Here is a 24,589-nt window from a genome sequence, read left to right as displayed (position 1 = left end):
AACCTGGTGCCTTCCACGCTGAACAAGCAGTGGAACGTGACGATCTACAACGCCTCGTCGACCCCGTACACCCTCAAGATCATGACCTGGGTGACGGCGCTGATGGCTCCGCTGACGGTGATATACCAGGGCTGGACGTATTGGGTTTTCCGGCAGCGGATTTCGGCTGACTGCATACCGCCGGCGACCGGCCTGGCGAGGCGGGCGTCCTGAGCAGGAGCAGCCGGGGGCCCCTGGATCCGCGACTGTGGCGGGCGTCAGCGGGGCTCCGCCGTTTCCTGGCCGCAACGACGGTTTGCGGTGTGGTGATCTCCGGTTGCGCGATCGGCTCGGCGATCCTGTTGGCGCACATCGCTTCCCGGGTCATCACCGACCCGGCTGCGCGCAATTTGGGCCAGTGGGTGCCGACGTTATCGAGCCTGTTGGCGGTGTGGGCGGTGCGCGCCGTGGCGCGCGGGCTGCAAGCCCGGCTGGGCCAACATGGGGCCAGCGCGGTGATCGCCGATCTCAGCGGTCAGGTGCTCGCGGCCGTCACCGCTCGACAACCCAGGCAGCTGGCAGTCGAGCGTGATGCCGCGGCGGCGGTGGTGACTCGCGGGCTCGACGCGTTGCGACCGTATTTCACCGCGTACCTGCCAGCATTGCTACTGGCTGCGATCCTGACTCCGGTGAGCGCGGCCGTGCTTGGGCTCTACGACCTGAAATCGGCCGTGATCGTGGTGATCACGCTGCCGTTGATCCCGATCTTCATGGTGCTGATCGGTCTGGCGACCGCTGACCGGTCCGCGACCACGCTGGCTGCCATGGCCACCCTGCAGGCTCGGTTGTTGGACCTGATCGCCGGGATTCCCACGCTGCGGGCGCTCGGCCGTGCCAGCGGGCCCGAGCGCCGCATTTCCGAGCTGGCCGCCGCCCACCGGCGCTCAGCCATGGCCACACTGCGGATCGCGTTCCTTTCGGCGCTGGTACTGGAGCTTCTCGCCACCCTCGGCGTCGCCATGGTCGCGGTCAGCATTGGCCTGCGTCTGGTGTTCGGCGAGATCAGCCTGACCGCGGGTTTGACCGTGCTGTTGCTCGCGCCCGACGTTTACTGGCCGCTGCGTCGCATCGGCGTGGAATTCCATGCCGCCCAGGATGGCCGGGCCGCCGCCGACAAGGCGTTTGCGCTGATCGAGAACTCCGCAAGCCCGGTGCCGGGTTCTCGGACGGTCTCGGCGCGGGGGGCTACGATCGTTCTCGACGGGCTCAGCGTTGCAGGTCGCGATGGGCTCTGCCCGCATGACCTCAGCGCTGTGATCCAGCCGGGTCAGGTAACGGTGCTCACCGGTGCGAACGGTTCGGGCAAAAGCACCACACTGCAAGTCATTGCCGGAATCACCGCAGCCACCGATGGTGGTGTCGCCGTCGCCGGAGTCGAGATCGTGGATCTCGAACCGACCGCGTGGTGGCGGCAGGTGTCCTGGCTGCCGCAGCGCCCGGTGCTCGTCCCCGGGACCGTCGCTGACAACCTGGCCCTGTTCGGCGCCCTCGCCGATCTTGAAAGCGCCTCTGCGGCATCTGGATTCGATCAAGTATTGGCAGAATTGCCGGACGGTATAAGCGCCATCATCGGAAGTGGCGGAGTGGGCCTGTCGCTCGGTCAGCGTCAACGCCTCGGCTTGGCCCGCGCGCTAGGCTCACCGGCGCCGGTGTTGCTGCTCGACGAGCCCACCGCCCACCTGGACACCGCAACCGAGGCCCGAGTGCTGCGGGCCATTGTCGACCGGGCCCGCGCCGGCGGCACCGTGGTGGTCGTCGGCCACCGCGAACAGGTCGTCGGAATCGGTGATCACGTCATCGAGATGGCCGGCGCGGGGAACGTCCACCATGCTCGGGTCTGATCCCCTGCCAGCCGCGGTGCGGCTGCTGCGCCCGCGGATCCCGCGCTTGCTGCTGGCGGTTGCGCTTGGGGTGTTATCGCTGGGCAGCGCTCTGGCGCTGGCCGGACTGTCGGCCTGGTTGATCACCCGCGCGTGGCAAATGCCACCGGTGTTGGATCTGTCGATCGCGGTGGTGGCGGTGCGCACCTTCGCGATTTCCCGTGGCGTACTGCATTACTGCGAACGGCTCGCCAGCCACGACACCGCGTTGCGGGCCGCTGGCACTGCCCGCGCGCTGATCTATTACCGCCTGGCGCACGGTCCTGCCGACATCGCCACTCGATTGCACAGCGGCGAACTGGTCTCACGAGTCGGCGCTGATGTCGATCAGCTGGCCGACGTACTGGTGCGCTCCCTGCTCCCATTCAGCGTCGCGGCCGTGCTTGCGGTGACGGCGGTGGTGGTCGTCGGGATTATCTCGCCGTCGGCTGCGGCGATCTTGGCGATCTGCCTCCTGGTCGCAGGCATTGTTGCGCCATGGCAGGCGTCGAGGGCTGCCACTGCCCAGGAAGTTGTTGCACGCCAACATCATTCCGATCGTGACGTGTCGGCGATGCTGGCCCTGGAGCATGCGCCCGAGCTGCGAGTTGGTGGTAGGTTGCGCGATGTCGTCACCGAGTCGCAGCGCCGGCAACGCGATTGGGGCGAGGCCATTGACGCCGCGGCCCGACCGGCCGCGTTTGCGGAGGCCATTCCCACGGCGGCGATCGGCGTCAGCGTGCTGGGGGCCGTGGTGGCGGCCATCGGGATGGCGGGCTCGGTTGCACCCACCACGCTGGCCGTCCTGATGCTGTTGCCGCTGTCAGCATTCGAGGCGACGACTCCGTTGTCCGCCGCTGCCATTCAGTTGACACGCTCACGGTTGGCGGCACGGCGCCTGCTCGACCTGACCCCGGCTGACCCAGCCGTGCCGGCCGCGCATCCCAGACCCATTTCCGCGTCCCCGCCATCCCATCCGTTGCCAGCCGGGCGGCTGCGCAGCGAGGACGTGGTTGCCGCACACCCGGGTTCTAGGGCGCCGGCCGCGGTGACGGTCGACCTGCCGCCGGGCGCCCGACTGGCCGTTACCGGCGCCAGCGGCTCGGGTAAGACGACGCTGCTGATGACCCTCGCAGGTCTGCTGGCGCCGTTGCGCGGCGACGTCACCGTTGACGGATCACCGCTGCGCCTATTTAGCGAAGACGAAATACGCCGCGCTATAGGCTTTTTCGCCGAAGACGCGCATATTTTTGCGACGACGGTTCGGGACAACCTGCTGGTGGCGCGGGGCGATTGCCCGGATCATGAGCTGGGCGTCGCGCTGCACCGGGTCGGCCTGGACGCCTGGCTGGGCGGTCTGCCGAATGGCTTGGACACGGTGCTGTCCGGCGGCGCTCAGGCATTGTCGGCGGGCCAACGCCGGAGACTGCTGCTCGCCCGAGCGATCATCTCACCTGCACGGATCGTGCTGCTCGACGAACCGACCGAGCACCTGGATGCCGCTGACGCCGAAACCATTCTGCGCAGCCTCCTGGATGCCGACGGTGGCCTGGTGGCCGCAGAGCGGACGGTGGTGGTGGCTACTCATCACCTGCCCAATGACATTTGCTGTCCCGAACTACGCATCGGCGCCGACGGGTACTCTGGCGAATAGTCGCCGAGGACGCCCGATCTAGAAAGCGAGCCATGACCGAACCTCCGGACAGGCCGACAGACAGACGCGAAAACCCCCAGGGAACACCGCAAACGGCGCCGCCATATCCATATCAGTACCCATATCAGAACCAGCACGGCCCATACCCCGGCGGCTATCTCCCGCCAGCGCCCTACTACGGTTACCCGCCACCGCCGGTGGGGCCCAAAAACGGACTGGGTATCGCCTCGCTGGTGCTGGCGATTATCGCGCTGCTGTGTGTCTGGTCGGTCTTCGTCGCCGTCGTCCTGGGACTCGTCGCGGTGGTGGTCGGGTTCTTCGGGCGCGGACGTGTCAAGCGTGGTACCGCCAACAATGGCGGTGTCGCGATCGCCGGCATTGTGCTGGGTGCGCTCGCGATCGTCGTCGGCTTGGCGTTCATTGCTATCTGGACGGCGGTCTGGAAGGACGTCGGTGGCGGCGACTACATCGACTGCATGCAGAATGCCGGCCCAGACCGCATCCAGCAGCAACGCTGCGCAGATCAGTTTCGGCAAAACGTCCAAGACCGGCTGAGCGTCACGCTGACGCCGACACCGGTGCCGTAGACCGTTAAAGGCCGCGTCGACGCGGCATGAACTCGAGCGACAGCAACACGTAGATCAACGGCAGCAGCTGAGTCAGCGATACCAGCGCATACCGCCGCTGGTCCGGCGAGCGGAATTTGCGCAGGTATCGATATAGCGACTCAAGCGCGATCAACGGATCCAGCAGATGGATCAGCCAATAGAACACGCTCTGCACCCGTCCACGCTGCTTCTCGTCGAAGATCTCCGGGAAGGCCGCGAATGCCAAGGAGACCCGTTGCGCGCCAGCATCTTTGGCCGCACTGATCATGTCGACGCTAAGGCGTTCATCGATCCCGTTGGGCGCACCACGGCGACGCCACGGCACGTCAAGGCTGATATCGCTACCGCCACCGGCGGTGGCGTAGCGGTGGAAGCCCTGCGCCCGCCCGGATCTGTCCCTGGCGATGATCAGCTGTACGCCCGGGTACCGGCCCTCCAGCACGCCGTCCAGATTCATGCAGAATCCGCGATCGGTGTGCGCCCCGCTGTCTGATACCCGCAGCACCTCGGTGAGCTCAGCGCGCAGCCGGCTGTCGAGTTTCTGCTCGGCGACGATCTCGGTGGTGATGCCGCAGTTGTGCGTGCGTTTGACTGCCTGACGCACGTTGCGGAACGTGCGCCCGACCATCTCAAAGCTGGACACGTCGATCACGACATCCCGACCGATCGGTATCGCTCGCAACGATTGGCCGAGCACCTTCGGGTCGTTCCAGAGGTGAAGCCGTCGCTCACTACAAGCGAGCACGACGATCCGCCAGCCGTGGGTGTGGCACATGTTGGCGAAGTCGGCGACCAGTTGAGGGAACTGCGCCCCGTCACCGACCGGATCCCCGCTGACCACCGCGTAGCCGAGTCGTGTCCGGTAAGCGAGCGCCGCGCTGCCGTCCGCGCTGAACAGGTAGCACTTGCCCGCCTGCATTGCGAACGGCGCCAGCGGATCGCCGCTGGTGGCTTTGATCAGGGCCCACACTCGAGACAGGTCGCCGGGATGCCGACGCGCTGACGTGGGCCACATCAGCGCGAGGCCGGACCCGGCGATCAGCACGTCACCGAAGAGATCGAAAGACAGCACGTGCGCGCCAATCCCGGCGAACAGGACCAGAGCAGCAACTGTTGCGTGCCGCGCCGTGACCGGGCGACCCAGGAAAATGCCCCGCGCGATCAGCGTCACTGCGGCCACTACCGTCAACGACCATTCCAGCCGGCCAGTCGCATGCCAGCCCGCGTGGTCGTGGCTGCGGGCGATCACCGCCATTAACCAACACGCGGCGCTGAGCAGAGCTAAGGCGCCGACCCAACGGGCCGCCGGCGAGTTGACGTCAACGACAACCCGTTCGCGCGCGCGGACGTCGGGCGCGACGCGGATCGACAATTCGTCCACAGCCCACCTCCGGCTGTTACCCCAAAGGTTACGCTTTCAACGGGTTATGCCGCTGTGGCGCGGGACTGCCGCAATCGAATCGTTGCCGCCGCGCCTATCCCCGTGAACCGGGGAAATACTTCACCACGCCTTCCTGCACCACGGTGGCGACCGGCCGCCCGGAGCGGTCGAAAAAATAGCCGGTCCCAAGCCCGCGTGAATCGGTGGCCACCGGCGAAGAGGTGGAATACAACACCCAGTCGTCGAAGCTGACCTGGCGATGAAACCAGACCGAGTGATTGACGGTCGCGGCGAAGATGCGGTCGAACCCCCAGGAGAGCCCGTGGGTGGTGATGATCGAGTCCAGCACGGTGGTGTCCGAGCAATAGAGCATCGTGGCGGTGTGCAGTGCGGGATCGTCGGGCATCACACCGTCGGCTTTGACCCAGACTCGGTTGTAGTCGAGCCGCTCGCCTTTATCCCGCATCACCCAGGATGGGTCGTTGGTGTAGCGCCATTCGATCGGTTGCAATGCGTTGACGAACAACGGAACGGTGTCCTCGTACCCGCTCAGCAGCTCCTTGATGGAAGGCAATGTCTCGGGATCGGCGACCTCGGGCGGTTCGACGTTGTGCTCGAGGCCGCGACCGCCGGACAGGTAGGAGATCATCACCGTCGCCAGCAGGGTGCCGTCCTGAGTGACCTCGATGCGCCGGTTCGCGAAGCGACGCTCGTCGCGCAACCGCACCACCTGGAATTCGATGTCCTTGGCGGTGTCCCCGCCATTGATGAAGTGCACGGACAGCGCGTTGGGCGGCAAGTCGCGGGTCAGCGTGCGGCTGCCCGCGACGAATGATTGCGCCATCATCAGTCCGCCGAATGTCCGAGGCGGGTTCTTACTGGGATGAGATCCGATGAAGACGTCGTCGCCCATGTGATGGAGGTCGAGTACCGCCATCAGTTCGTCGAAGTCAGACACCGGCTTAGCCTAATTGCCCTGCTCCTCAGCCCTCCGCTACGCGGAACGCATCGTCACCGCGCGGCCTAATTGCCCGGCTCCGCCTAATTTCCCGGCTAAACGTCTTCTTCGCCGATGCGGTGCACGTGGATCAGGTTGGTTGAGCCCACGGTGCCCGGAGGCGCGCCCGCGACAATCACCACCAGGTCGCCGCGTTTATAGCGGCCGAGCGCCAGCAGCGACTTGTCCACTTGGCGGATCATGCCATCGGTGGTCTGGATGATGGGGACGATGAACGTCTCGGTGCCCCACGTCATGGCCAGTTGGCTGCGCACTTCAGGCAGCGGGGTGAACGCCAGCAGCGGCAGCGGCGTATGCAGCCGCGCCAGTCGCCGCACGGTGTCTCCGGACTGGGTGAACGCGACCAGGGCCTTGGCGTCGAGCCGCTCACCGATATCACGGGCAGCGTAACTGATCACTCCGCGCTTGGTGCGCGGCACGTGGGTCAGTGGCGGGGCGGCGGTCGAATTCTCTTCCACCGCGCACACGATGCGGGCCATCGTCTGGACCGCGGCCAGCGGATGCTTGCCGACGGCGGTTTCCCCGGACAGCATCAGCGCGTCTGCGCCGTCGAGCACGGCGTTGGCGACGTCAGAGGCTTCGGCACGTGTCGGCCGCGAGTTTTCGATCATCGACTCGAGCATCTGCGTCGCCACGATGACGGGTTTTGCGTTCTCCCTGGCCATTTGGATGGCCCGCTTCTGGACCAACGGGACCTCTTCGAGCGGCAGCTCAACACCAAGGTCGCCGCGCGCGACCATCACGGCATCGAATGCCAACACAACGGCTTCGAGGTTGTCGATAGCTTCGGGCTTCTCAAGTTTGGCGATGACGGGCACCCGCCGGCCGACCCGATCCATCACCTCGTGAACCAGCTCGACATCGGATGGCGAGCGCACGAACGAGAGCGCCACCATGTCGACGCCCAAGAGCAGTGCGAACTCGAGATCGTCGACGTCCTTCCCGGACAGGGCGGGAGCCGACACGCTCATCCCGGGCAGCGACATTCCCTTGTTGTTGCTGACCGGGCCGCCTTCGGTAACCGTGCACACGACGTCGTCGCCGTCGATGTCGTCGACCACCAAGCCGACGTTGCCGTCATCGACCAGAACCCGGTCACCGGGCAGGGCGTCTTGGGCCAAGTGCTTGTACGTGGTCGAAACCCGGTCGTGGTTGCCCGGGCAGTCGGCGACAGTGATCCGCACGGTTTCGCCGTCGGCCCAGTACGTCGGTCCGTCAGCGAAACGGCCGAGCCTGATCTTCGGGCCTTGCAGGTCGGCGAGCACGCCGACCGCGCGCCCAGTGGCATCAGAGGCGGCGCGCACCCGGTCGTAGGAAGCTTTGTGATCACTGTAGTCGCCGTGGCTGAAGTTCATTCTGGCGACATCCATTCCGGCTTCAACCAGCGCTCTGACTGATTCGTCAGTACTGGTGGCCGGACCGAGGGTACAGACGATCTTGCCGCGTCTCGCCACGACGACACAGCATAGTCGCGTTAGCTGATCATCTCCCGACAGTTATCGATCCGGCAGCGGGCTAACTGGTGAGTAGCGTCGGAACCAATGGGAAACCCGGCAGGTTACGCAGCACTGTCCACGCCACCATCGCAACCAGGACACTCGCCACGGCCGGTACCGGTAACAGGGGTTTTCCAGAGCGGCGGCGCAGCAGAACCCATCCGGCCAACATCGGGATACCGATGAGCAGGAAGACGTTGTCGGTGATCGCAGCGGCCAGGTCGCCGTGCAGTACGTCGTGCATCATCCGTAGGCCTCCGCAGGCGGGGCAGTTCCACCCGGTGAGCAGCCGAAACGGGCAGACGGGGAAGATGGAGTCCGGCTTATGCGGGTCTACCAGGCCGATGTAACCGAGCGCGCCCGCCAGTACCGCACCCGAACCCACCGCGACCGACAGCCGGCCAACCCTCGGGTTACCGCGCCGAGCCGGATTGGTCACGCATGTCAGCATGCCATCCGGCGCCGCGCCGTGTTCGCTATCGCCGCGACCTGGGATTGAGCCGTCGTAGCCGCCAGCCCCACCGCGTCGCGGTCGAATCGGTCGGCTCCGGGTTCAGACTTGACACCGGCTCCTCCGCTGATGTGCTCTCGTCGCCGGCCGATTCTGTGAGTTCCACCGCTTCGGTGGCTTTCGGCGCGGGGCTTTCGGTGTCGGATACGTCGGCCGTTTCGGTTTTCTCGCCCTCGGCGCTCTCCGCGTCGGAGTCCACGACATCGCCAGCCGTCTCGTCGGTGTCGGATACATCAGCCGCTTCGGCCTTCTCCCCCTCGGCGCTCTCCGCGTCGGAGTCCACGACATCGCCAGCCGTCTCACCAGGTGTCGTCTGGTCACGGGCGTCCGTGACCTGGACCTCGGGTGCGTCGGGCTCTGCCGCCTCCGCCTCCTCCACGATCGCTGCAGCTTCAGGTTCGTCGACCGCGATCGTCTCCGCCTTTTCCATATGCGCTGCCGCGTCATCGACGGGTGCTGTCGCCACTGTCGACTCATCAGGCGCGTCAGCCGGGGCGGCGACGGGGCCGACGGACTCCGAAGAGACCGTGGCGGCCTCTTCAACCGAGTCCGGTACCAATCGATCAGCAGCTGAACCACTGAGCGTCGCCGGGTCCTCGCGGCCCTTGGGCGCCAGGATCAGATACACCACCGCGCCGATGAAGACAAAAGTCGCTGTGAAGGAGTTGATCCGGATTCCGGCGATATGGGTGGCCGCATCATCACGCAACAGCTCGACGCAGAAGCGTCCGATGCAATACCCGGCGACATACAGCGCGAACAGCCGACCATGCCCAATCGTGAAACGCCGATCCAGGTAAATCAGCACGGCGAACACCAGCAGGTTCCAGAGCAATTCGTAGAGGAACGTGGGCTGCACAACCATCGCAAGCTGTCCGGTAGACACGCCATCAAGCGAATGCACATCCACGAATCCGGCCGGGTCACGCCGGTAGAAAATCTCCAAACCCCACGGCATCGTGGTCTCGCGGCCGAAGAGCTCCTGGTTGAAGTAGTTTCCCAGCCGGCCGATCGCCTGGGCGAGAACGATACCGGGAGCGATCGCGTCGCCAAAGGCGGGAAGGGGAATGCCGCGACGCCGGCAGGCGATCCACGCGCCCACACCGCCCAGGGCGACCGCACCCCAGATTCCCAAACCGCCGTCCCAGATGCGTAGCGCCGCACCGAGTCCCGCGCCACCCTCACCGAAATACGTCCGCCAATCAGTGGCCAGGTGGTACAGCCGGCCTCCGATGAGTCCGAAAGGTACGGCCCATAGTGCGATGTCATAAATCACACCGCGCTCGCCGCCACGGGCCTCCCATCGCCGATCACCGATCAGCAGCGCGGCGACGATGCCGATGATGATGAACAATGCGTACGCGCGGATGGGCACCAGCCAGATGTGCCAGACTCCGCGCGGCGGGCTCGGGAAATACGCGATTACGGTCGTGGTCATAACCCGGAAATCCTTTGGCGCACACCGACCGCCAGCTCCTCCGTCAGCGCCCGTAACGTCGGCAAACCCTTAGTCAATGCAGAGACAAGCGCCGAACCCACGATGACACCGTCGGCATAGCCGGCGATTTGAGCCGCCTGTTCCCGCGACCGCACGCCCAGGCCGACGCCGACAGGGATGTCAGAGACCGCCTTGACTCGACCTACCAATTCAGGTGCTGCCTGCGATACCGCATCGCGGGCGCCGGTCACACCCATGATCGACGCCGCGTAAACGAATCCGCGCGATGCGTCGACCGTCGCCGCCAACCGCTGCGGCGTCGACGACGGCGCGACCAAAAAGATGCGATTCAGGTGGTGGTGGTCGGACGCCGCCAACCACTCGTCAGCCTCATCGGGAATCAGGTCCGGCGTAATCAAACCATGCCCGCCGGCCGCGGCGAGGTCGCGCGCGAATGCGTCAACCCCATAGCGCAACACCGGATTCCAGTACGTCATCACGACGGCACGACCTCCGGCTGCACTGATCGCCTCAACGGCGGTCAGCGTGTCGCGAACTCGTACACCTCCGCGCAACGCAACCTCTGACGCCGTCGCGATGGTCGGGCCGTCCATACCCGGGTCCGAATAGGGCACGCCGACCTCGATGAGGTCGCACCCGGATTCGATCAACGCCGTCATCGCATCGATCGACGTCCGCACATCCGGGTATCCGGTCGGCAGGTAGCCGATCAGCGCCGCTCGATTATCGCGCTGGCACGCCCCGAAAAGCGCAGTCAGACTGCTTGTTTCGCTCTGCTTGACGATCATGATCGGCTGCCACCCGCATCATCGCCGTCCTCCACCAGGCCGAACCACTTCGCGGCTGTCTCGACATCTTTGTCGCCGCGGCCAGACAAATTCACGACGATAACTGCCCCGCTGCCCATCTCGACGCCCAATTTGACCGCCCCGGCCACCGCGTGCGCCGATTCGATCGCCGGGATGATGCCTTCCGTCCGGCAGAGGAGCCGAAACGCGTCCATCGCCTCGCTGTCGGTGATTGGCCGGTATTCGGCACGCCCGTTGTCTCGCAGCCACGCGTGTTCGGGGCCCACACCCGGATAATCCAGGCCGGCCGAAATCGAATGCGATTCGATGGTCTGCCCGTCCTCGTCCTGCAGCAGAAACGAGAACGATCCCTGAAACGCCCCGGGCGACCCGCCGGTGAACGTCGCCGCGTGGCGGCCGGTCTCAACGCCGTCGCCGGCAGCCTCGAAGCCGACCAGCCGCACGCCCGGGTCGTCGAGGAAGGCGTGGAAGATCCCGATGGCGTTGGATCCACCACCGACGCACGCGGTGACGGCGTCGGGCAGTCGTCCGGCCTGATCCTGGATCTGCACACGCGTCTCGAGCCCGATGACCCGCTGGAAGTCGCGGACCATCGTCGGGAACGGATGCGGTCCGGCGGCTGTGCCGAAGCAGTAGTAGGTGCTGTCAGCGTTGGTGACCCAGTCGCGGAACGCCTCATTGATCGCGTCTTTGAGTGTCTGCGAGCCCGATTCGACCGAAACCACCTCGGCGCCCAGTAGTCGCATCCGTGCCACATTGAGTGCCTGCCGCGCGGTGTCGACGGCGCCCATGTAGATGACGCAGTCGAGGCCGAGCAGCGCGCAGGCGGTGGCGGTGGCCACCCCGTGCTGGCCCGCACCGGTCTCAGCGATCACCCGCGTCTTGCCCATCTGCCGGGCCAGCAGAGCCTGGCCCAGTACGTTGTTGATCTTGTGAGAACCGGTGTGGTTCAAGTCTTCTCGTTTGAGAAATATCCGTGCGCCGCCGGCGTGCGCGCTGAGCCGAACAGCCTCGTAGAGCGGTGACGGCCTGCCGGTGTAGTGCACCTGCAACTTATCGAGAGCGTCCAGGTATTCCTGGTCGGTGCGTGCCTTCTCGTAGGCGGCGGTAACCTCCTCGATCACCGCCATCAGGGCCTCGGCGACATACCGGCCCCCGTACACACCGAAATGACCCCGGGAGTCGGGATCGTGGTGGGTGGGCTCGGCGATCGCCGCGCTGGAACGCGGAAGTTCCGGGCGCAAAATGTCTGCCATCACGAAGGCTCAACGCGCAAGCGGCTCATAGGGTTCAACCATTTCCGTGCATGCGCCTCATGAACGCCTAGCCTAATTGCCCGGCTCCTCCTCATTGCGCTACGCGTCCCCCTCGCTGCTGCGCAGCTGAGGGTACCCCCACTGCATCGTCGCCGGGCTAGCGGGCCGGCTTCGGACACGACGGATGCCTTCCCGCGGTGACGAGGTCGGCAACGGCTGCACGGGGATCGCCGCTGGTGACGACGCCCTCGCCAACCAGGACAGCGTCCGCGCCCGCGCCCGCGTAGGCCAGCAGGTCGGCGGTGCCACGCACCCCGGATTCGGCGACCCTGATCACGTCGGTGGGCAGCCCGGGCGCGATGCGCGCGAAGGAGTCTCGATCCACTTTCAGCGTCTTGAGGTCTCGGGCGTTGACGCCGATCACCCGCGCCCCGGCCTGCAGCGCCCGGTCCGCTTCGTCCTCGGTGTGCACCTCGACCAGTGCGGTCATGCCTAGCGACTCGATGCGCTCCAACATCGACTCCAGCGCAGACTGGTTCAGCGCCGCGACGATCAGCAGCAGCATGTCGGCGCCGTGCGCGCGTGCCTCATGAATCTGGTAAGGGCCCACCACAAAGTCCTTGCGCAGCACGGGCACCGACACCGCCGCGCGCACCGCGTCGAGATCGTCCAGCGAACCGTTGAAGCGTCGTTGTTCGGTCAGCACGCTGATGATGCGCGCACCGCCGTCCTCGTACGCGCGCGCCAATTTGGCCGGATCGGAGATCGACGCAAGTTGTCCCGCCGACGGGCTGGCGCGCTTGACTTCTGCGATGACACCGATACCGGGCTCGCGCAACGCGGCTAGGACGTCCAGTGGCGACGGCATGGCCTCGGCGGCCGCCTTGATCTCGGACATGCTCACGACAGCCTCACGAGCGGCGACGTCTGCGCGGACTCCTTCAATGATGGAGTCGAGCACGTTTGCCGAACTCATGCTTGTCGGTTCCTTCCCCACGGCTGCCAGCAGATCGATGGCGTCCTTCGAAGGGTAGCGACCGTCGGCGCGCGGTCCGTCACCGACCCTCGGTGTCAGCTTCGTGTCGCGCTTCGCGATCCGGCCGCGCCGCCGACTCGTGCGGTTGATCGGCCGGGTCCTGGGTTGGGTCCTCGCCTTCGTCGAGCGCATCCCAGATCATTCGCTCCGACATGGTCTTCTCGTCGCGCTGCTGCGCCAGCGACCGGCGAGCAGCGGGCGTCACGTATTTCGTGTCTGCGCCGCGAGTCGAGGCCGCCGCTCGCATCAACAGGACGGCACCGACCAGCGTGCACACCACGGTCGCGAGGGTGATCGCCGGACCCGGGTAATGCCGCTGGCTGCCCACCAACCACAGCACCGGGATGTGTGCGAGGTCGGCTGCGCGCACGGCCACGTCGGGAATCACCAACAGGCTGATCGCCAGATATCCAGTCGCCAAGCTCGCGATGGCCACCAGCATCCCAAGTATCCGCAGCGGCCAGCCACGCACGGCCAACGCGGCGACGGCGGTAACCAGCAGCACCAGCGCCAACGGGACCAGCGCCGACGACCATGCTGCGCCGGACAGCGCGATGAGCTTCGGCGGGCCCAGCCCGTCGAATGTCCGCAGGTCGACCCAGGTCAGCCGCGATGCCGCCCACAATCCGGCGGCGGCGGCCACCAGCAGGGCCTGCGCTATCCGGATGGTCCGCCGGCCCGGGCGGTCGGGCTGGGCATCAGCCATCCTGGCTACGTTAATTGCCCGTCTCGCCCCCTCGCCGCTCCGCGGCTGGGAGGTACCCCCACCCCGGGCGTTCCACGGCCCCCATCGTCGACGGGCGCATCCGGGGCGGTCAAAGTCTCAGCCGCCGCGATCGCCTTCAGCACCGCCCGCGCCTTGTTCGTCGCCTCGGTGTGCTCGTAGGGCCCGTTGGAGTCCGCCACGACTCCGCCGCCGGCCTGAACGTAGGCGGTGCCGTCACGCATCAGAGCCGTGCGGATCGCGATCGCGAAGTCGGCGTTACCGGCGAAATCGAGGTAGCCGATCACGCCACCGTAGAGGCCACGACGGGTCTTTTCCACCTCTTCGATCAATTCCATGGCGCGCACCTTCGGGGCACCGGACAGCGTTCCGGCCGGGAAGCAGGCCGTCACGGCGTCCAGGGCGGTGCGACCCTCGGCAAGCATCCCGGTCACCGTGGACACCAGGTGCATGACGTGGCTGTAACGCTCGATGTGGCTGTAATCCTCGACGCGAACGGTGCCCGGCACGCAGACTCGACCCAGGTCGTTGCGGCCCAAATCGACCAGCATCAGGTGCTCGGCGCGTTCCTTCTCGTCGGCCAGCAGCTCCTTTCCGAGCAGCTGATCCTCTTCTTCGGTCTGCCCCCGCCACCGGGTTCCGGCGATCGGATGCGTCGTCGCCCACCGATCCTGCACGGTCACCAGCGCTTCTGGACTGGACCCCGCGATCGAAAACGCCGTTCCGCCAGCATCATTCGGTACGTGAAGGAGATACATGTACGGGCTGGGATTCGACACCCGCAGCATCCGGTACACGTCGATCGGCTCGACATCGGTGTCCATCTCGAAACGCTGCGAGGGCACGACCTGAAATGCCTCGCCGCATTCGATTTCATGGACGAGATGCTCGACGATCGCTCCGTATTCCTCGACAGTGCGCTGCGCGCGGTGCCGCGGCTCGGGTCGGGTGAACGTGGCTACGGTCGAGGGTAGCGGCTGACCCAGCGCGGCGGTCATCACGTCGAGTCGGGCGATCGCGTCGTCGTAGGCCTCGTCAACCCGCTCGTCGGTGCCGTTCCAGTTCACCGCATTGGCGATCAACGTGATGGTGCCCTCGTGGTGATCAACGGCTGCCACGTCGGTGGCCAGCAACAGCAGCATGTCCGGCAAGTTGAGGTCATCGACGGCCAACTCGGGCAATCGTTCCAGCCGTCGCACCAGGTCGTAGGCGAAGAAGCCCACCATCCCGCCGGACAACGGCGGCAGCCCCGGCAGCGCAGCGGTGGCCAGCAACTCCAGCGTGGCGTGCAGGGCTTGCAGCGGGTCTCCGCCGGTGGGGGCATCCCGGGGCACCGCGCCGAGCCACACCGCCTCGCCGTCACGCACCGTCAACGCCGACGGCGCACCCGCCCCGATGAATGACCACCGCGACCATGACCGGCCAGTCTCGGCTGACTCCAGCAGGAAGGTGCCCGGCCGGTTGGCGGCCAGCTTGCGGTACGCGGACAGCGGCGTCTCGGCATCGGCCAGGACCTTGCGGGTCACCGGCACCACACGATGCTCGGCCGCCAGCGCGCGGAAATCGTCCCGCGAGGTGGTGGCGACGGCGGGGTTGGCGTGCACCCTTCTATCTTCCAAGTGGCCTCCCCGGATGCCGCAGCGACCCCCGGCGTAACCTAACGGCCATGAAAACCGGTGACACCGTGGCCGACTTCGAGCTTCCCGACCAGACTGGCAACCCGCGCAAGCTCAGCGGCCTGCTGTCCGACGGGCCAGTGGTGCTGTTCTTCTACCCGGCCGCGATGACACCCGGCTGCACCAAGGAGGCCTGCCACTTCCGCGACTTGGCCGGAGAATTCGCTGCCGTCGGGGCCAACCGGGTCGGCATCAGCGTTGATCCCGTTGCAAAACAAGCCAAGTTCGCCGACACGCAGGGTTTCGACTACCCGTTGCTGTCCGATACCGACGGAGCGGTCGCTGCCCAGTTCGGCGTCAAGCGAGGACTGTTGGGCAAGTTGCTTCCGGTCAAACGCACCACCTTCGTCATCGACACCGATCGCAAGGTGCTCGACGTGATCTCCAGCGAATTGAGCATGGACACCCACGCCAACAAGGCGTTGCAGACGTTACGGGCACGCGGCTAACCGGCGCCTTTGTAGCATGCTGGCATGCCGCTGAACCAGGGAGATGTGTTCGCCGGGTACACGATCGTGCGGCGGCTGGGATCCGGCGGGATGGGCGAGGTATATCTGGCCCAACATCCGCGGCTGCCCCGCCGGGACGCCCTCAAGGTCCTCCCCGCCGCCCTGACCGCGGACCACGAGTACCGGCAGCGATTCAGCCGCGAAGCGGACCTCGCCGCGGAGTTGTGGCATCCCCACATTGTCGGCATCCACGACCGCGGCGAGTTCGAGGGACAGCTGTGGCTGTCGATGGACTATGTCGAGGGAACCGACACCGCCGAGTTGCTGCGCAGCCGGTACCCATCCGGGATGCCGAAAACCGAGGTATTCGAGATCGTCACCGCAGTCGCTGACGCGCTCGATTACGCCCATCTACGAGGATTGCTGCACCGGGACGTCAAGCCCGCCAATATCTTGCTGACTGATGCCGATGCTCGGGCGCGACGGATCCTGTTGGCCGACTTCGGAATCGCCCGAGAGATCGGTGATATCAGCGGTCTCACCGCCACCAACATGGTGGTCGGGACTACCGGCTACTCGGCGCCCGAACAACTCATGGGTTCAGACATCGACGGGCGGGCCGACCAATACGCGCTTGGTTGCACTGCTTTTCAGCTGCTGACCGGGGCAGGGCCGTACCAGAACTCCAATGCGGCGGTGGTCATCAGCCAACACTTGTCCGCGCCGCCCCCGCAGATCGGCGAACGACGGCCGGACCTAGCGGGACTCAACGACGTGATTACCACAGTGCTGGCAAAGGCGCCCGGTGATCGCTACCCCAGCTGTTCCGATTTCGCGACAGCACTCACCGGCCAACCGGGCGTCGGCGCAGCACAGACGATTGCCGGCCGCGCAGCCGCCGCCCCCACGACGCGCGTTACCGCGCCGCAGGAGTCCGCACCGCCGAAAGCGCGGCGCCGCGGATTGCGGTCGGCGGTAGTGATGTCCGCTATCGCCACGCTCTTGCTGCTCGTGGTGGCGGGGGTTGTGGGGGTAGAACTGCTGCGCCACCGCGCGAACGAGCCGGGCAGCGGCGCCACCATCGGCACAAGCCAGTCGGGCAACGGCGCCAACCCCGGCCCGAGCCAGCCAAGCAACGGGGCCCCCGCGGCGCCATCGTCGATCCAACTCACGAGGTACATCACCGATCCGTCAGGCGTGTTGACCCCCGCCGGCCGCACCGCGGTGGAGGGCGCCATCTCGAAGCTCTTCACCGAGCGCAACGTTCACCTTTGGGTGGCGTATGTCAACGATTTCTCCGGGCTCACCCCGTTCAGATGGGCTGAGGACACCATGCGCGCCAACGGATTCAGTGATACGGACGGTCTTCTGGCCATCGCCACCGCCAACCGAACCTTCGCGTTTCGACCGCCGGTCGCTATGACCAACGGGACCAACGGAACTCGCGTCAACGCTGAGCTCATTCGGAAGGATCGGATCGCGCCCGCTGTGCGAAGCGACGAATGGGCCCGCGCGGCGGTAGGGGCTGCCAACGGACTGGAGACCGCCGGCTAGCAGCGCGCTCACGGCACGCTATCCCACTCCTCGTCTGTCACATCGGGGATGCAGTGGTAGGCGATCACCGCAGTTCCCGGGTTCGCGACGCCGCCGTTGATGTTGAGGCAGGGACCGAGCGCACTCGTGACCTGGGCGTTGGGTTGGATGTTCCAAAGCTGGTTGTTCGAATTGGTCTGACAGGTCGAGAGGATTACCGGGGTGGTATCTGCCGCGTTACTGATACTCAGGCAAGCCCCGGGGAAGGCAACGCTCTCGATCTGACCGGCAGAGTTGAAGTTCCAGAGCTGGGATTTCGACCCATCGCATGGATTGACCATCGTCGCAGTGTTGTTCCCACTCGGGGCGTCTAAACACCAATTGCCCAATCGGCTCTTCAACTGGACCGGGTCGGCGGCACCCGCCACACCAGCGCTCAACAGGGCGATACCGAACACTGCGCCGCCCACGACAAGGGCCCTGTGCACACCGCCCATCAACCGCGATTCACGCATCTCCGCTCCATCCACTCGCCTTGGTCCATCGTCACGCCCCAAAACGGCGAAGGCTAGCCCTCGCTGGGCCGCTGACGTTGCCGTCAATACAGGGCGGCCGCACAGCAGCTAGTAGTCGCATTCGCGTAGCAACTACCCCGTCAGGCCTTGTCCGACTCCAGCAGCACGTCGGCGTCGAAGCAGCTGTGATCGCCGGTGTGGCAGGCGCCGCCCACCTGGTCGACCACCAGTAGCACCGCGTCGCCATCACAATCCAGCTGCACCGAGTGCACGTGCTGGGTGTGGCCGGAGGTCGCTCCTTTGACCCACTGCGCGCCGCGGGACCGCGAAAAGTACGTCCCTTTGCGGGTTTCCAGCGTCCGGGCCAGCGCCTCGTCGTCCATCCAGGCGACCATCAACACGTCGCCGCTGCTGCGCTCCTGGACGACGGCGGTGAACAGTCCGTCGGCGTTGCGCTTGAGACGCGCGGCGATAGCGGGGTCGAGCGTCATCGCACGGTGATCCCTTCTGCGGCCATGGCCGCCTTCACCTGTCCGATCGTCAACTGCCGGAAGTGAAAGACACTGGCGGCCAACACCGCATCAGCACCCGCGGCGACGGCCGGGGCGAAATGCTCGGCTGCACCCGCGCCTCCGCTGGCGATCACCGGCACCGTCACCGCCGCCCGAACCGCCCGCAGCATCGCCAAGTCGAAGCCGGCCTGGGTGCCATCGGCATCCATCGAATTGAGCAGGATCTCCCCCACCCCGAGCTGAGCACCCCGGGCCGCCCATTCGACGGCGTCGATCCCGGTGCCGCGGCGCCCACCGTGGGTGGTGACCTCCCAACCCGATGGTGTCGGGGCCGAGCCGTTAGGCACGGTACGGGCGTCGACCGACAACACGATGCACTGCGAGCCGAACTGATTCGCCATCTCGGCCAGGAGCTCGGGCCGTGCGATGGCAGCGGTGTTGATCGAAACCTTGTCCGCTCCCGCCCGCAGCAGCACGTCGACGTCGGCGACCGTACGCACCCCGCCACCCACGGTGAGCGGGATGAACACCTGCTCGGCGGTGCGGCGCACCACCTCGAGCATGGTGGCCCGTCCCGACGACGACGCGGTCACGTCGAGGAAGGTCAGCTCGTCGGCGCCCTCGGCGTCGTAGGCCGCGGCGAGTTCCACGGGATCACCTGCGTCGCGCAGGTTCTCGAAGTTGACGCCTTTGACCACCCGACCGTCGTCGACATCCAGGCAGGGAATCACCCGCACCGCCAGGCTGCTGCCGCAATACGCTTCAGTACTCATCCGGTCGTCCGATCTTGCGCAGAATCTCGAGTATCTGGGCGTGCGCACCGGGGGCGGCGGCCAACGCGGACCGTGAATCGGGGGTCCACTCGTCGCCGGCCAGGTTCGTGACGACGCCACCGGCGGCCCGTACCAGCGCCACGCCCGCGGCGTGATCCCACACGTGGTGGCCGAAACTGATTGCACCGCCCAGAATCCCGTCGGCGACATAAGCGAGGTCGATGCCGGTGGCGCCATGCATGCGCAGCCGCGACGACACCCGGCTGAGCTTTTCGAGCACCGCCAGCCGGTAGCGGCCCGGGAACCGGCCACGTGAATCGGCATTGAAGGTTCCGACGCCGATGACCGAATCCGTCAGCTCGACCTTGGCCAACGGGTCTTGCGGCACACCGTTTTTCATCAGCGGACCGCCCGCGATCGCGACGTAGCGCTCGCCGGTGAACGGCAACCACGTCAGGCCGGCGACCGGATCTCCGTCGTGCAGCAGACCCAGCAGAATCGCGGCCATCGGCGACCCGGCGGCGTAGTTGAACGTTCCGTCAATCGGGTCGAGAATCCACACCCACGGCGAGTCGATCTCGGCTCCGCCGAACTCCTCGCCGTGCACGTCGATTCCGGTGGTCTTCACCAGCGCGTCGACGACCTGGCGTTCAATCTCCAGATCGACCTTGGTCGCGAAATCGTCACCGCGCTTGCTGACCGCGGAATCCGCGCGGTGACCGGCTATGAACGGCTCCACGGCGAGGTCCAGGATCGCCGACGCCTCGGCAACCAGCGCGTCGAGATCCATTGCGCCGCTACCTTGCCACCGCTGCCAGCGCCTGCGGCAGAGTGAATCGTCCGGCGTAGAGCGCCTTGCCCACAATCGCGCCCTCCACCCCGCTGCCCGTCAGCGTGGCGATGGCGCGCAAATCATCGAGGCTGGACACGCCGCCCGAGGCGATCACCGGAGCGTCGGTGCACTCGGCGACCTCGCGAAGCAGATCGAGGTTGGGCCCGGTCAACGTGCCGTCCTTGGTGACATCCGTGACGACGAACCGCGAACAGCCTTCGCTGTCAAGGCGTTCCAGCACGTCCCAGAGATCGCCGCCATCGGTCTCCCAGCCGCGGCCGCGTAGCCGATGATTGCCGTCGACGATTTGCACGTCCAGACCAACCGCCACCTTGTCGCCGTGCTCGGCGATCACCTGGGCGCACCACCGCGGGTTCTCCAACGCAGCGGTGCCCAGGTTCACCCGAGCGCATCCGGTCGCCAGCGCGGCCGTCAGCGACTGGTCGTCACGGATACCACCGGACAGTTCGACCTGCACGTCGAGCTTGCCCACCACCTCGGCCAGCAGTTCACGATTGGAGCCGCGGCCGAACGCCGCGTCCAAGTCGACCAGGTGAACCCATTCGGCGCCGTCGCGTTGCCAGCCCAGCGCGGCGTCCAACGCTGAGCCGTACTCAGTTTCGCTGCCGGCCCGGCCCTGTACCAGGCGCACCGCCTGACCCTCGACCACGTCGACCGCGGGTAACAAAATCAACGGCACGTCTATAACCCCTCAACCCAATTGCTCAATATTGCCGCCCCGGCGTCTCCGCTCTTCTCCGGATGGAACTGAGTGGCGGCCAGCGGGCCATCCTCGACCGCTGCCAGGAACGGCACCCCGTGGGTGGCCCAGGTCAGCAGCGCCTCGGGCTGGCCGTCCCACCGCTGAGCCGCATAGGAGTGCACGAAGTAAAAACGGGCATCGGCGTCAAGGCCTTTGAACAGCGCGGTGCCCGGCGCCCCGGCCACCACGTTCCAACCCATGTGCGGGATCACCGGTGCGTCCAATCGAGTCACGACGCCGGGCCACTGCCCGCAGCCGTTGGTCTGCACGCCGAACTCAACACCGCGGGCGAACAAAATCTGCATGCCGACACACACACCCAGCACCGGTCGCCCGCCGGACACTCGCTCGGCGATGACTCGCTCGCCGCCTATGCCGCGCAGCCCGGTCATGCACGCCTCGAAAGCGCCGACGCCCGGCACCACCAGTCCGTCGGCGGCCGCGGCGGCCTCGAGGTCGGCCGTCACCTCCACTGAGGCGCCCACGCGCTGCAGCGCACGCTGCGCAGAACGCAGATTGCCTGAGCCATAGTCCAAAACCACAACGGATTTGGGCTTCACAGGGTCCCTTTGGTGGATGGCACACCCGATACCCGCGGGTCGGTCTCGACCGCCTGACGCAAGGCGCGGGCGACGGCCTTGTACTGCGCCTCGGTGATGTGGTGCGGGTCGCGTCCGTAGAGGACGCGAACATGCAGCGCTATGCGGGCATTGTTCGCTAGTGTTTCGAACACGTGCCGGTTGACGACGGTGTGGTAGGGCACCCCGCTGCCTGCAACGGTGAAGTGCCGCAGGTGATCCGGTTCGCCGGTGTGCACGCAATAGGGCCGACCGGACACGTCGACAATGGCGTGAGCGAGCGCCTCGTCCATTGGGATGAAGGCGTCGCCGAACCGGCGGATGCCCGTTTTGTCGCCCAGGGCCTGAGCCAGCGCCTGACCCAGCACAATCGCGGTGTCCTCGATGGTGTGGTGCGCCTCGATATCGACATCACCCTTGGCACGCACCGTCAAGTCGAAGCTGGCGTGACTGCCCAGTGCGGTCAGCATGTGGTCGTAGAACGGGATTCCGGTGTCGACGTGGACTTCCCCGGTGCCGTCCAGGTTGAGTTCGACGACGATGTCGCACTCCTTAGTGGTGCGTTCAACCCGGGCGTGGCGCTGCAGGCTCATGACGCTCCTAACGGCTGGGCCAATTCGGTGGCGCCGATCTGGGCGCTCGTCTGCAGGAAGGCGTCGTTCTCTTCGGCTAGCCCGGTGGTGACGCGCAAGTATCCCGTGATACCGACGTCGCGAATCAGGACGCCGGCATCCAGATAGTGCTGCCAGGCCGTCGGCGCGTCGGCGAACTGCCCGAACAGCACGAAGTTGGCGTCACTGGGGACGACACGAAATCCCATGCCGCTCAACGCTGCGCTCACCCGCTCGCGTTCGGCGATCAGCGTCGCGACGCTGCCCAAGGTGTCATCGGCGTGCCGCAGCGCGGCCCGGGCGGCGGCCTGGGTAACCGAGGACAGGTGATATGGCAGCCGCACCAGCAGCATCGCGTCGATCACCGCCGGGGTGGCGATCAAGTAGCCCAGCCGGCCTCCGGCGAAGGCGAACGCCTTGCTCATGGTGCGGGTCACGACGAGCTTCGTCGGGTACTCAGCGACCAGCGCCACCGCACTGGGTTGAGAGGAGAATTCACCGTAGGCTTCGTCGACGATCAGGATCCCGGGCGTCGCGTCCAGCAATTGCCGCAGATCGGGCAGCGAAACACTCTGCCCCGAGGGGTTATTGGGGCTGGCGACGAACACCACATCGGGGCGGCGGTCGGCGGTCGCCGCGACGGCGGCCTCCACGTCAAGACTGAAATCCGCGGCACGCAACGTCTCGATCCATTCGGTGTGGGTGCCGTCGGAGATGATCGGGTGCATCGAATACGAGGGGACGAATCCGATCGCCGTCCGCCCTGGTCCACCGAACGCCTGCAGTAGCTGCTGCAGAATCTCATTGGAACCGTTTGCGGCCCAGAGGTTTTCCACCCCGAGCTGGATACCGGTCTGCGTGCTGAGATAAGCGGCGAGGTCACGGCGCAGCGCCACCGCGTCGCGATCGGGGTAGCGGTGCAGGTCGACGGCCGCTTCGCGCACGGATGCGACGACGTCGTCGACCAATGCCTGGGTGGGCGGGTGTGGGTTCTCGTTGGTGTTCAGCCGCACCGGAACCGCCAGCTGCGGCGCGCCGTAGGGCGATTTGCCGCGCAAGTCGTCGCGCAGCGGCAACGCGTCGAGCGCCGGGTGTCTGCTCATCGCTCGAACCTCCGCCGTACCGCCTCACCGTGCGCGGGCAGATCCTCGGCCTTGGCTAACGTAACCACATGCCCCGAAACGTCTTTCAAGGCCGCCTCGGTGTAGTCGACGACATGGATACCGCGCAGAAAGGTCTGCACCGACAGGCCGCTGGAATGCCGAGCACTGCCCGCCGTGGGCAACACGTGGTTGGAGCCGGCGCAGTAGTCGCCGAGGCTGACCGGCGAGTACGCGCCGACGAAGATGGCGCCGGCCGAGTGAATCTGCGCGGCAACCCGATCCGCGTCGACGGTCTGGATCTCCAGGTGTTCGGCGGCGTAGGCGTTGACGGTGCGGATTCCAGCGTCGATGTCGTCGACCAAGATGATCGCCGACTGGCGCCCGGCAAGTGCGGTTGTCACCCGCTGACGGTGCACGGTGGTCTCCAGCTGAGCGGCCAGCTCTTTGTCGGTGGCATCGGCGAGGTCGGCGCTCGGTGTCACCAGGACGCTGGCGGCCATTTCGTCGTGTTCGGCCTGGCTGATCAAATCGGCGACCACAAGCGCGGGGTCTGCGGTGTCATCGGCCAGGATGGCAATCTCGGTTGGGCCTGCTTCGGCGTCGATACCGACTCGCGAGCGGCAAAGCCGTTTGGCCGCGGTGACGTAGATGTTGCCGGGCCCGGTGATCATGTCGACCGGTGAGAGCTCGGCGCCGTCGGTGTCGACGCCGCCGTAGGCCAGCAGCGCCACTGCCTGCGCGCCGCCGACCGCCCACACCTCGTCGACACCGAGCATGCGGGCAGCGGCCAGGATCGTCGGGTGCGGTAGGCCCTGAAACCGGCCCTGCGACTGTGCCTGCGGCGGGCTGACCACCACCAGCGACCCGACACCAGCAGCCTGCGCCGGCACCACGTTCATCACCAAGCTGGACGGGTAGACGGCGTTGCCGCCCGGCACATACAGCCCGACCCGCTCGACGGGGACCCACCGCTCGGTGACGGTGGCGCCCGGGCCCAGCGTCGTCGTGGAGTCGGCGCGGCGCTGGTCGGCATGCACGGCACGGGTGCGTTCGATCGCGACTTCCAGTGCGACCCGGACGTCGGGGTCGAGGCCGGCCAGCGCGGCATCCAACTCGGCGGCGGGCACCCGGACGGTCGGCGGCCGCACTCCGTCAAACGATTCGCCGAACTCCAGTGCGGCTTCCGCGCCCCGCGCAGCAACCGCCTCCACGATCGGGCGCACCGACGGCAGCGCGGCATCTACGTCCACTCCGCCGCGCGGCATCGCCGCCCGCAGCCGGGCAGCCGAGAGCTCCTCGCCCCGCAGGTCGATGCGCGCCATCACGTTCACATGGACCATTGTCCCAGAGAATGGCAACTGCATATTGGGCCGGTACGCTGACCGCAAACCACG

General features: G+C 66.5%; 25 protein-coding genes. 6 read left to right on the top strand and 19 right to left on the bottom strand.

What is annotated here, in order from left to right; all coding sequences use genetic code 11:
- From ACLQI9_RS13965 to ACLQI9_RS13950, 4 genes are all read left to right on the top strand, one after another.
- The coding region (locus ACLQI9_RS13965) for a cytochrome d ubiquinol oxidase subunit II (protein WP_442391782.1) at window positions 1-213 on the top strand (213 nt) is incomplete at its 5' end.
- A gap of 32 nt (window positions 214-245) precedes the next feature.
- Window positions 246-1,880: a thiol reductant ABC exporter subunit CydD gene (gene cydD / locus ACLQI9_RS13960; protein ID WP_442376126.1), complete on the top strand. Its 1,635-nt coding sequence runs from the start codon at window positions 246-248 to the stop codon at window positions 1,878-1,880.
- Window positions 1,867-3,552 carry a thiol reductant ABC exporter subunit CydC gene (cydC, locus tag ACLQI9_RS13955; RefSeq protein ID WP_442391781.1) on the top strand — a complete coding sequence of 562 codons (1,686 nt, stop codon included), beginning with the start codon at window positions 1,867-1,869 and terminating at the stop codon, window positions 3,550-3,552. The genes cydD and cydC overlap by 14 nt, the downstream gene beginning before the upstream one ends.
- A 32-nt stretch (window positions 3,553-3,584) precedes the next feature.
- On the top strand, window positions 3,585-4,139 hold the full coding sequence (locus ACLQI9_RS13950) for a DUF4190 domain-containing protein (RefSeq protein WP_442376120.1): 555 nt from the start codon (window positions 3,585-3,587) through the stop codon (window positions 4,137-4,139).
- A gap of 4 nt (window positions 4,140-4,143) precedes the next feature.
- On the opposite strand, the gene ACLQI9_RS13945 is transcribed toward ACLQI9_RS13950, so the two are convergent.
- The 10 genes from ACLQI9_RS13945 to ACLQI9_RS13900 form a co-directional block, all read right to left on the bottom strand.
- Window positions 4,144-5,541, bottom strand: coding sequence for a bifunctional lysylphosphatidylglycerol flippase/synthetase MprF (locus tag ACLQI9_RS13945; protein WP_442391780.1), 1,398 nt, complete (start codon window positions 5,539-5,541; stop codon window positions 4,144-4,146).
- A gap of 94 nt (window positions 5,542-5,635) precedes the next feature.
- A complete protein-coding gene (locus ACLQI9_RS13940) occupies window positions 5,636-6,478 on the bottom strand; it encodes an acyl-CoA thioesterase II (RefSeq protein WP_442376125.1) in 843 nt (280 codons plus the stop codon).
- A gap of 116 nt (window positions 6,479-6,594) precedes the next feature.
- On the bottom strand, window positions 6,595-8,013 hold the full coding sequence (gene pyk / locus ACLQI9_RS13935) for a pyruvate kinase (protein WP_442376118.1): 1,419 nt from the start codon (window positions 8,011-8,013) through the stop codon (window positions 6,595-6,597).
- 61 nt (window positions 8,014-8,074) lie between these two features.
- Entirely contained in the window at window positions 8,075-8,452 is a 378-nt protein-coding gene (locus tag ACLQI9_RS13930; protein ID WP_442376124.1) for a DUF2752 domain-containing protein, read from the bottom strand.
- Between the two features lie 79 nt (window positions 8,453-8,531).
- Window positions 8,532-10,004 (bottom strand): prolipoprotein diacylglyceryl transferase, encoded by a 1,473-nt coding sequence (locus ACLQI9_RS13925; protein WP_442376117.1) that lies wholly within the window; start codon window positions 10,002-10,004, stop codon window positions 8,532-8,534.
- Window positions 10,001-10,816 (bottom strand): tryptophan synthase subunit alpha, encoded by an 816-nt coding sequence (gene trpA, locus ACLQI9_RS13920; RefSeq protein ID WP_442376123.1) that lies wholly within the window; start codon window positions 10,814-10,816, stop codon window positions 10,001-10,003. Before trpA ends, ACLQI9_RS13925 begins: the two co-directional genes overlap by 4 nt.
- Window positions 10,810-12,090: a tryptophan synthase subunit beta gene (gene trpB, locus ACLQI9_RS13915; RefSeq protein ID WP_442376116.1), complete on the bottom strand. Its 1,281-nt coding sequence runs from the start codon at window positions 12,088-12,090 to the stop codon at window positions 10,810-10,812. The genes trpA and trpB overlap by 7 nt, the downstream gene beginning before the upstream one ends.
- Window positions 12,091-12,247: 157 nt before the next feature.
- A complete protein-coding gene (trpC, locus tag ACLQI9_RS13910; RefSeq protein WP_442376115.1) occupies window positions 12,248-13,066 on the bottom strand; it encodes an indole-3-glycerol phosphate synthase TrpC in 819 nt (272 codons plus the stop codon).
- A 79-nt stretch (window positions 13,067-13,145) separates the two neighbouring features.
- A complete protein-coding gene (locus tag ACLQI9_RS13905) occupies window positions 13,146-13,832 on the bottom strand; it encodes a TIGR02234 family membrane protein (protein WP_442376114.1) in 687 nt (228 codons plus the stop codon).
- A gap of 5 nt (window positions 13,833-13,837) precedes the next feature.
- Window positions 13,838-15,454, bottom strand: coding sequence for an anthranilate synthase component I (locus ACLQI9_RS13900; RefSeq protein ID WP_442391779.1), 1,617 nt, complete (start codon window positions 15,452-15,454; stop codon window positions 13,838-13,840).
- A gap of 62 nt (window positions 15,455-15,516) precedes the next feature.
- On the opposite strand from ACLQI9_RS13900, the gene ACLQI9_RS13895 reads away from it, so the two are divergent.
- Window positions 15,517-15,975 carry a peroxiredoxin gene (locus ACLQI9_RS13895; RefSeq protein WP_442391778.1) on the top strand — a complete coding sequence of 153 codons (459 nt, stop codon included), beginning with the start codon at window positions 15,517-15,519 and terminating at the stop codon, window positions 15,973-15,975.
- Window positions 15,976-15,999: 24 nt separating this feature from the next.
- Entirely contained in the window at window positions 16,000-17,529 is a 1,530-nt protein-coding gene (locus ACLQI9_RS13890) for a serine/threonine-protein kinase (RefSeq protein ID WP_442381764.1), read from the top strand.
- 8 nt (window positions 17,530-17,537) lie between these two features.
- Here ACLQI9_RS13890 and ACLQI9_RS13885 read toward each other — a convergent pair whose 3' ends face one another.
- From ACLQI9_RS13885 to hisD, 9 genes are all read right to left on the bottom strand, one after another.
- On the bottom strand, window positions 17,538-18,023 hold the full coding sequence (locus ACLQI9_RS13885) for an RICIN domain-containing protein (protein WP_442381762.1): 486 nt from the start codon (window positions 18,021-18,023) through the stop codon (window positions 17,538-17,540).
- A gap of 140 nt (window positions 18,024-18,163) precedes the next feature.
- Window positions 18,164-18,514 (bottom strand): phosphoribosyl-AMP cyclohydrolase, encoded by a 351-nt coding sequence (gene hisI / locus ACLQI9_RS13880; protein WP_442381760.1) that lies wholly within the window; start codon window positions 18,512-18,514, stop codon window positions 18,164-18,166.
- A complete protein-coding gene (gene hisF / locus ACLQI9_RS13875) occupies window positions 18,511-19,308 on the bottom strand; it encodes an imidazole glycerol phosphate synthase subunit HisF (RefSeq protein WP_442381758.1) in 798 nt (265 codons plus the stop codon). The genes hisI and hisF overlap by 4 nt, the downstream gene beginning before the upstream one ends.
- Complete coding sequence (locus ACLQI9_RS13870; RefSeq protein ID WP_442381756.1) at window positions 19,298-20,098, bottom strand: inositol monophosphatase family protein; 801 nt, start codon at window positions 20,096-20,098, stop codon at window positions 19,298-19,300. Before ACLQI9_RS13870 ends, hisF begins: the two co-directional genes overlap by 11 nt.
- 7 nt (window positions 20,099-20,105) lie before the next feature.
- Entirely contained in the window at window positions 20,106-20,840 is a 735-nt protein-coding gene (gene priA, locus ACLQI9_RS13865) for a bifunctional 1-(5-phosphoribosyl)-5-((5-phosphoribosylamino)methylideneamino)imidazole-4-carboxamide isomerase/phosphoribosylanthranilate isomerase PriA (RefSeq protein WP_442381754.1), read from the bottom strand.
- 2 nt (window positions 20,841-20,842) lie between these two features.
- The gene (gene hisH, locus ACLQI9_RS13860; RefSeq protein WP_442381752.1) at window positions 20,843-21,463 is read right to left on the bottom strand and encodes an imidazole glycerol phosphate synthase subunit HisH; all 621 of its coding nucleotides are present in this window, start codon (window positions 21,461-21,463) and stop codon (window positions 20,843-20,845) included.
- Window positions 21,460-22,074: an imidazoleglycerol-phosphate dehydratase HisB gene (hisB, locus tag ACLQI9_RS13855; protein ID WP_442381750.1), complete on the bottom strand. Its 615-nt coding sequence runs from the start codon at window positions 22,072-22,074 to the stop codon at window positions 21,460-21,462. Before hisB ends, hisH begins: the two co-directional genes overlap by 4 nt.
- On the bottom strand, window positions 22,071-23,195 hold the full coding sequence (locus ACLQI9_RS13850; protein WP_442381748.1) for a histidinol-phosphate transaminase: 1,125 nt from the start codon (window positions 23,193-23,195) through the stop codon (window positions 22,071-22,073). The genes hisB and ACLQI9_RS13850 overlap by 4 nt, the downstream gene beginning before the upstream one ends.
- Window positions 23,192-24,520 carry a histidinol dehydrogenase gene (hisD, locus tag ACLQI9_RS13845; RefSeq protein ID WP_442391783.1) on the bottom strand — a complete coding sequence of 443 codons (1,329 nt, stop codon included), beginning with the start codon at window positions 24,518-24,520 and terminating at the stop codon, window positions 23,192-23,194. Before hisD ends, ACLQI9_RS13850 begins: the two co-directional genes overlap by 4 nt.
- Window positions 24,521-24,589 lie beyond the last annotated feature (69 nt).

The sequence above is a fragment of the Mycobacterium sp. genome, from assembly GCF_052143115.1.
Classification (GTDB): Bacteria; Actinomycetota; Actinomycetes; order Mycobacteriales; family Mycobacteriaceae; genus Mycobacterium.
This window is presented reverse-complemented; position numbering and strand designations above follow the sequence as displayed.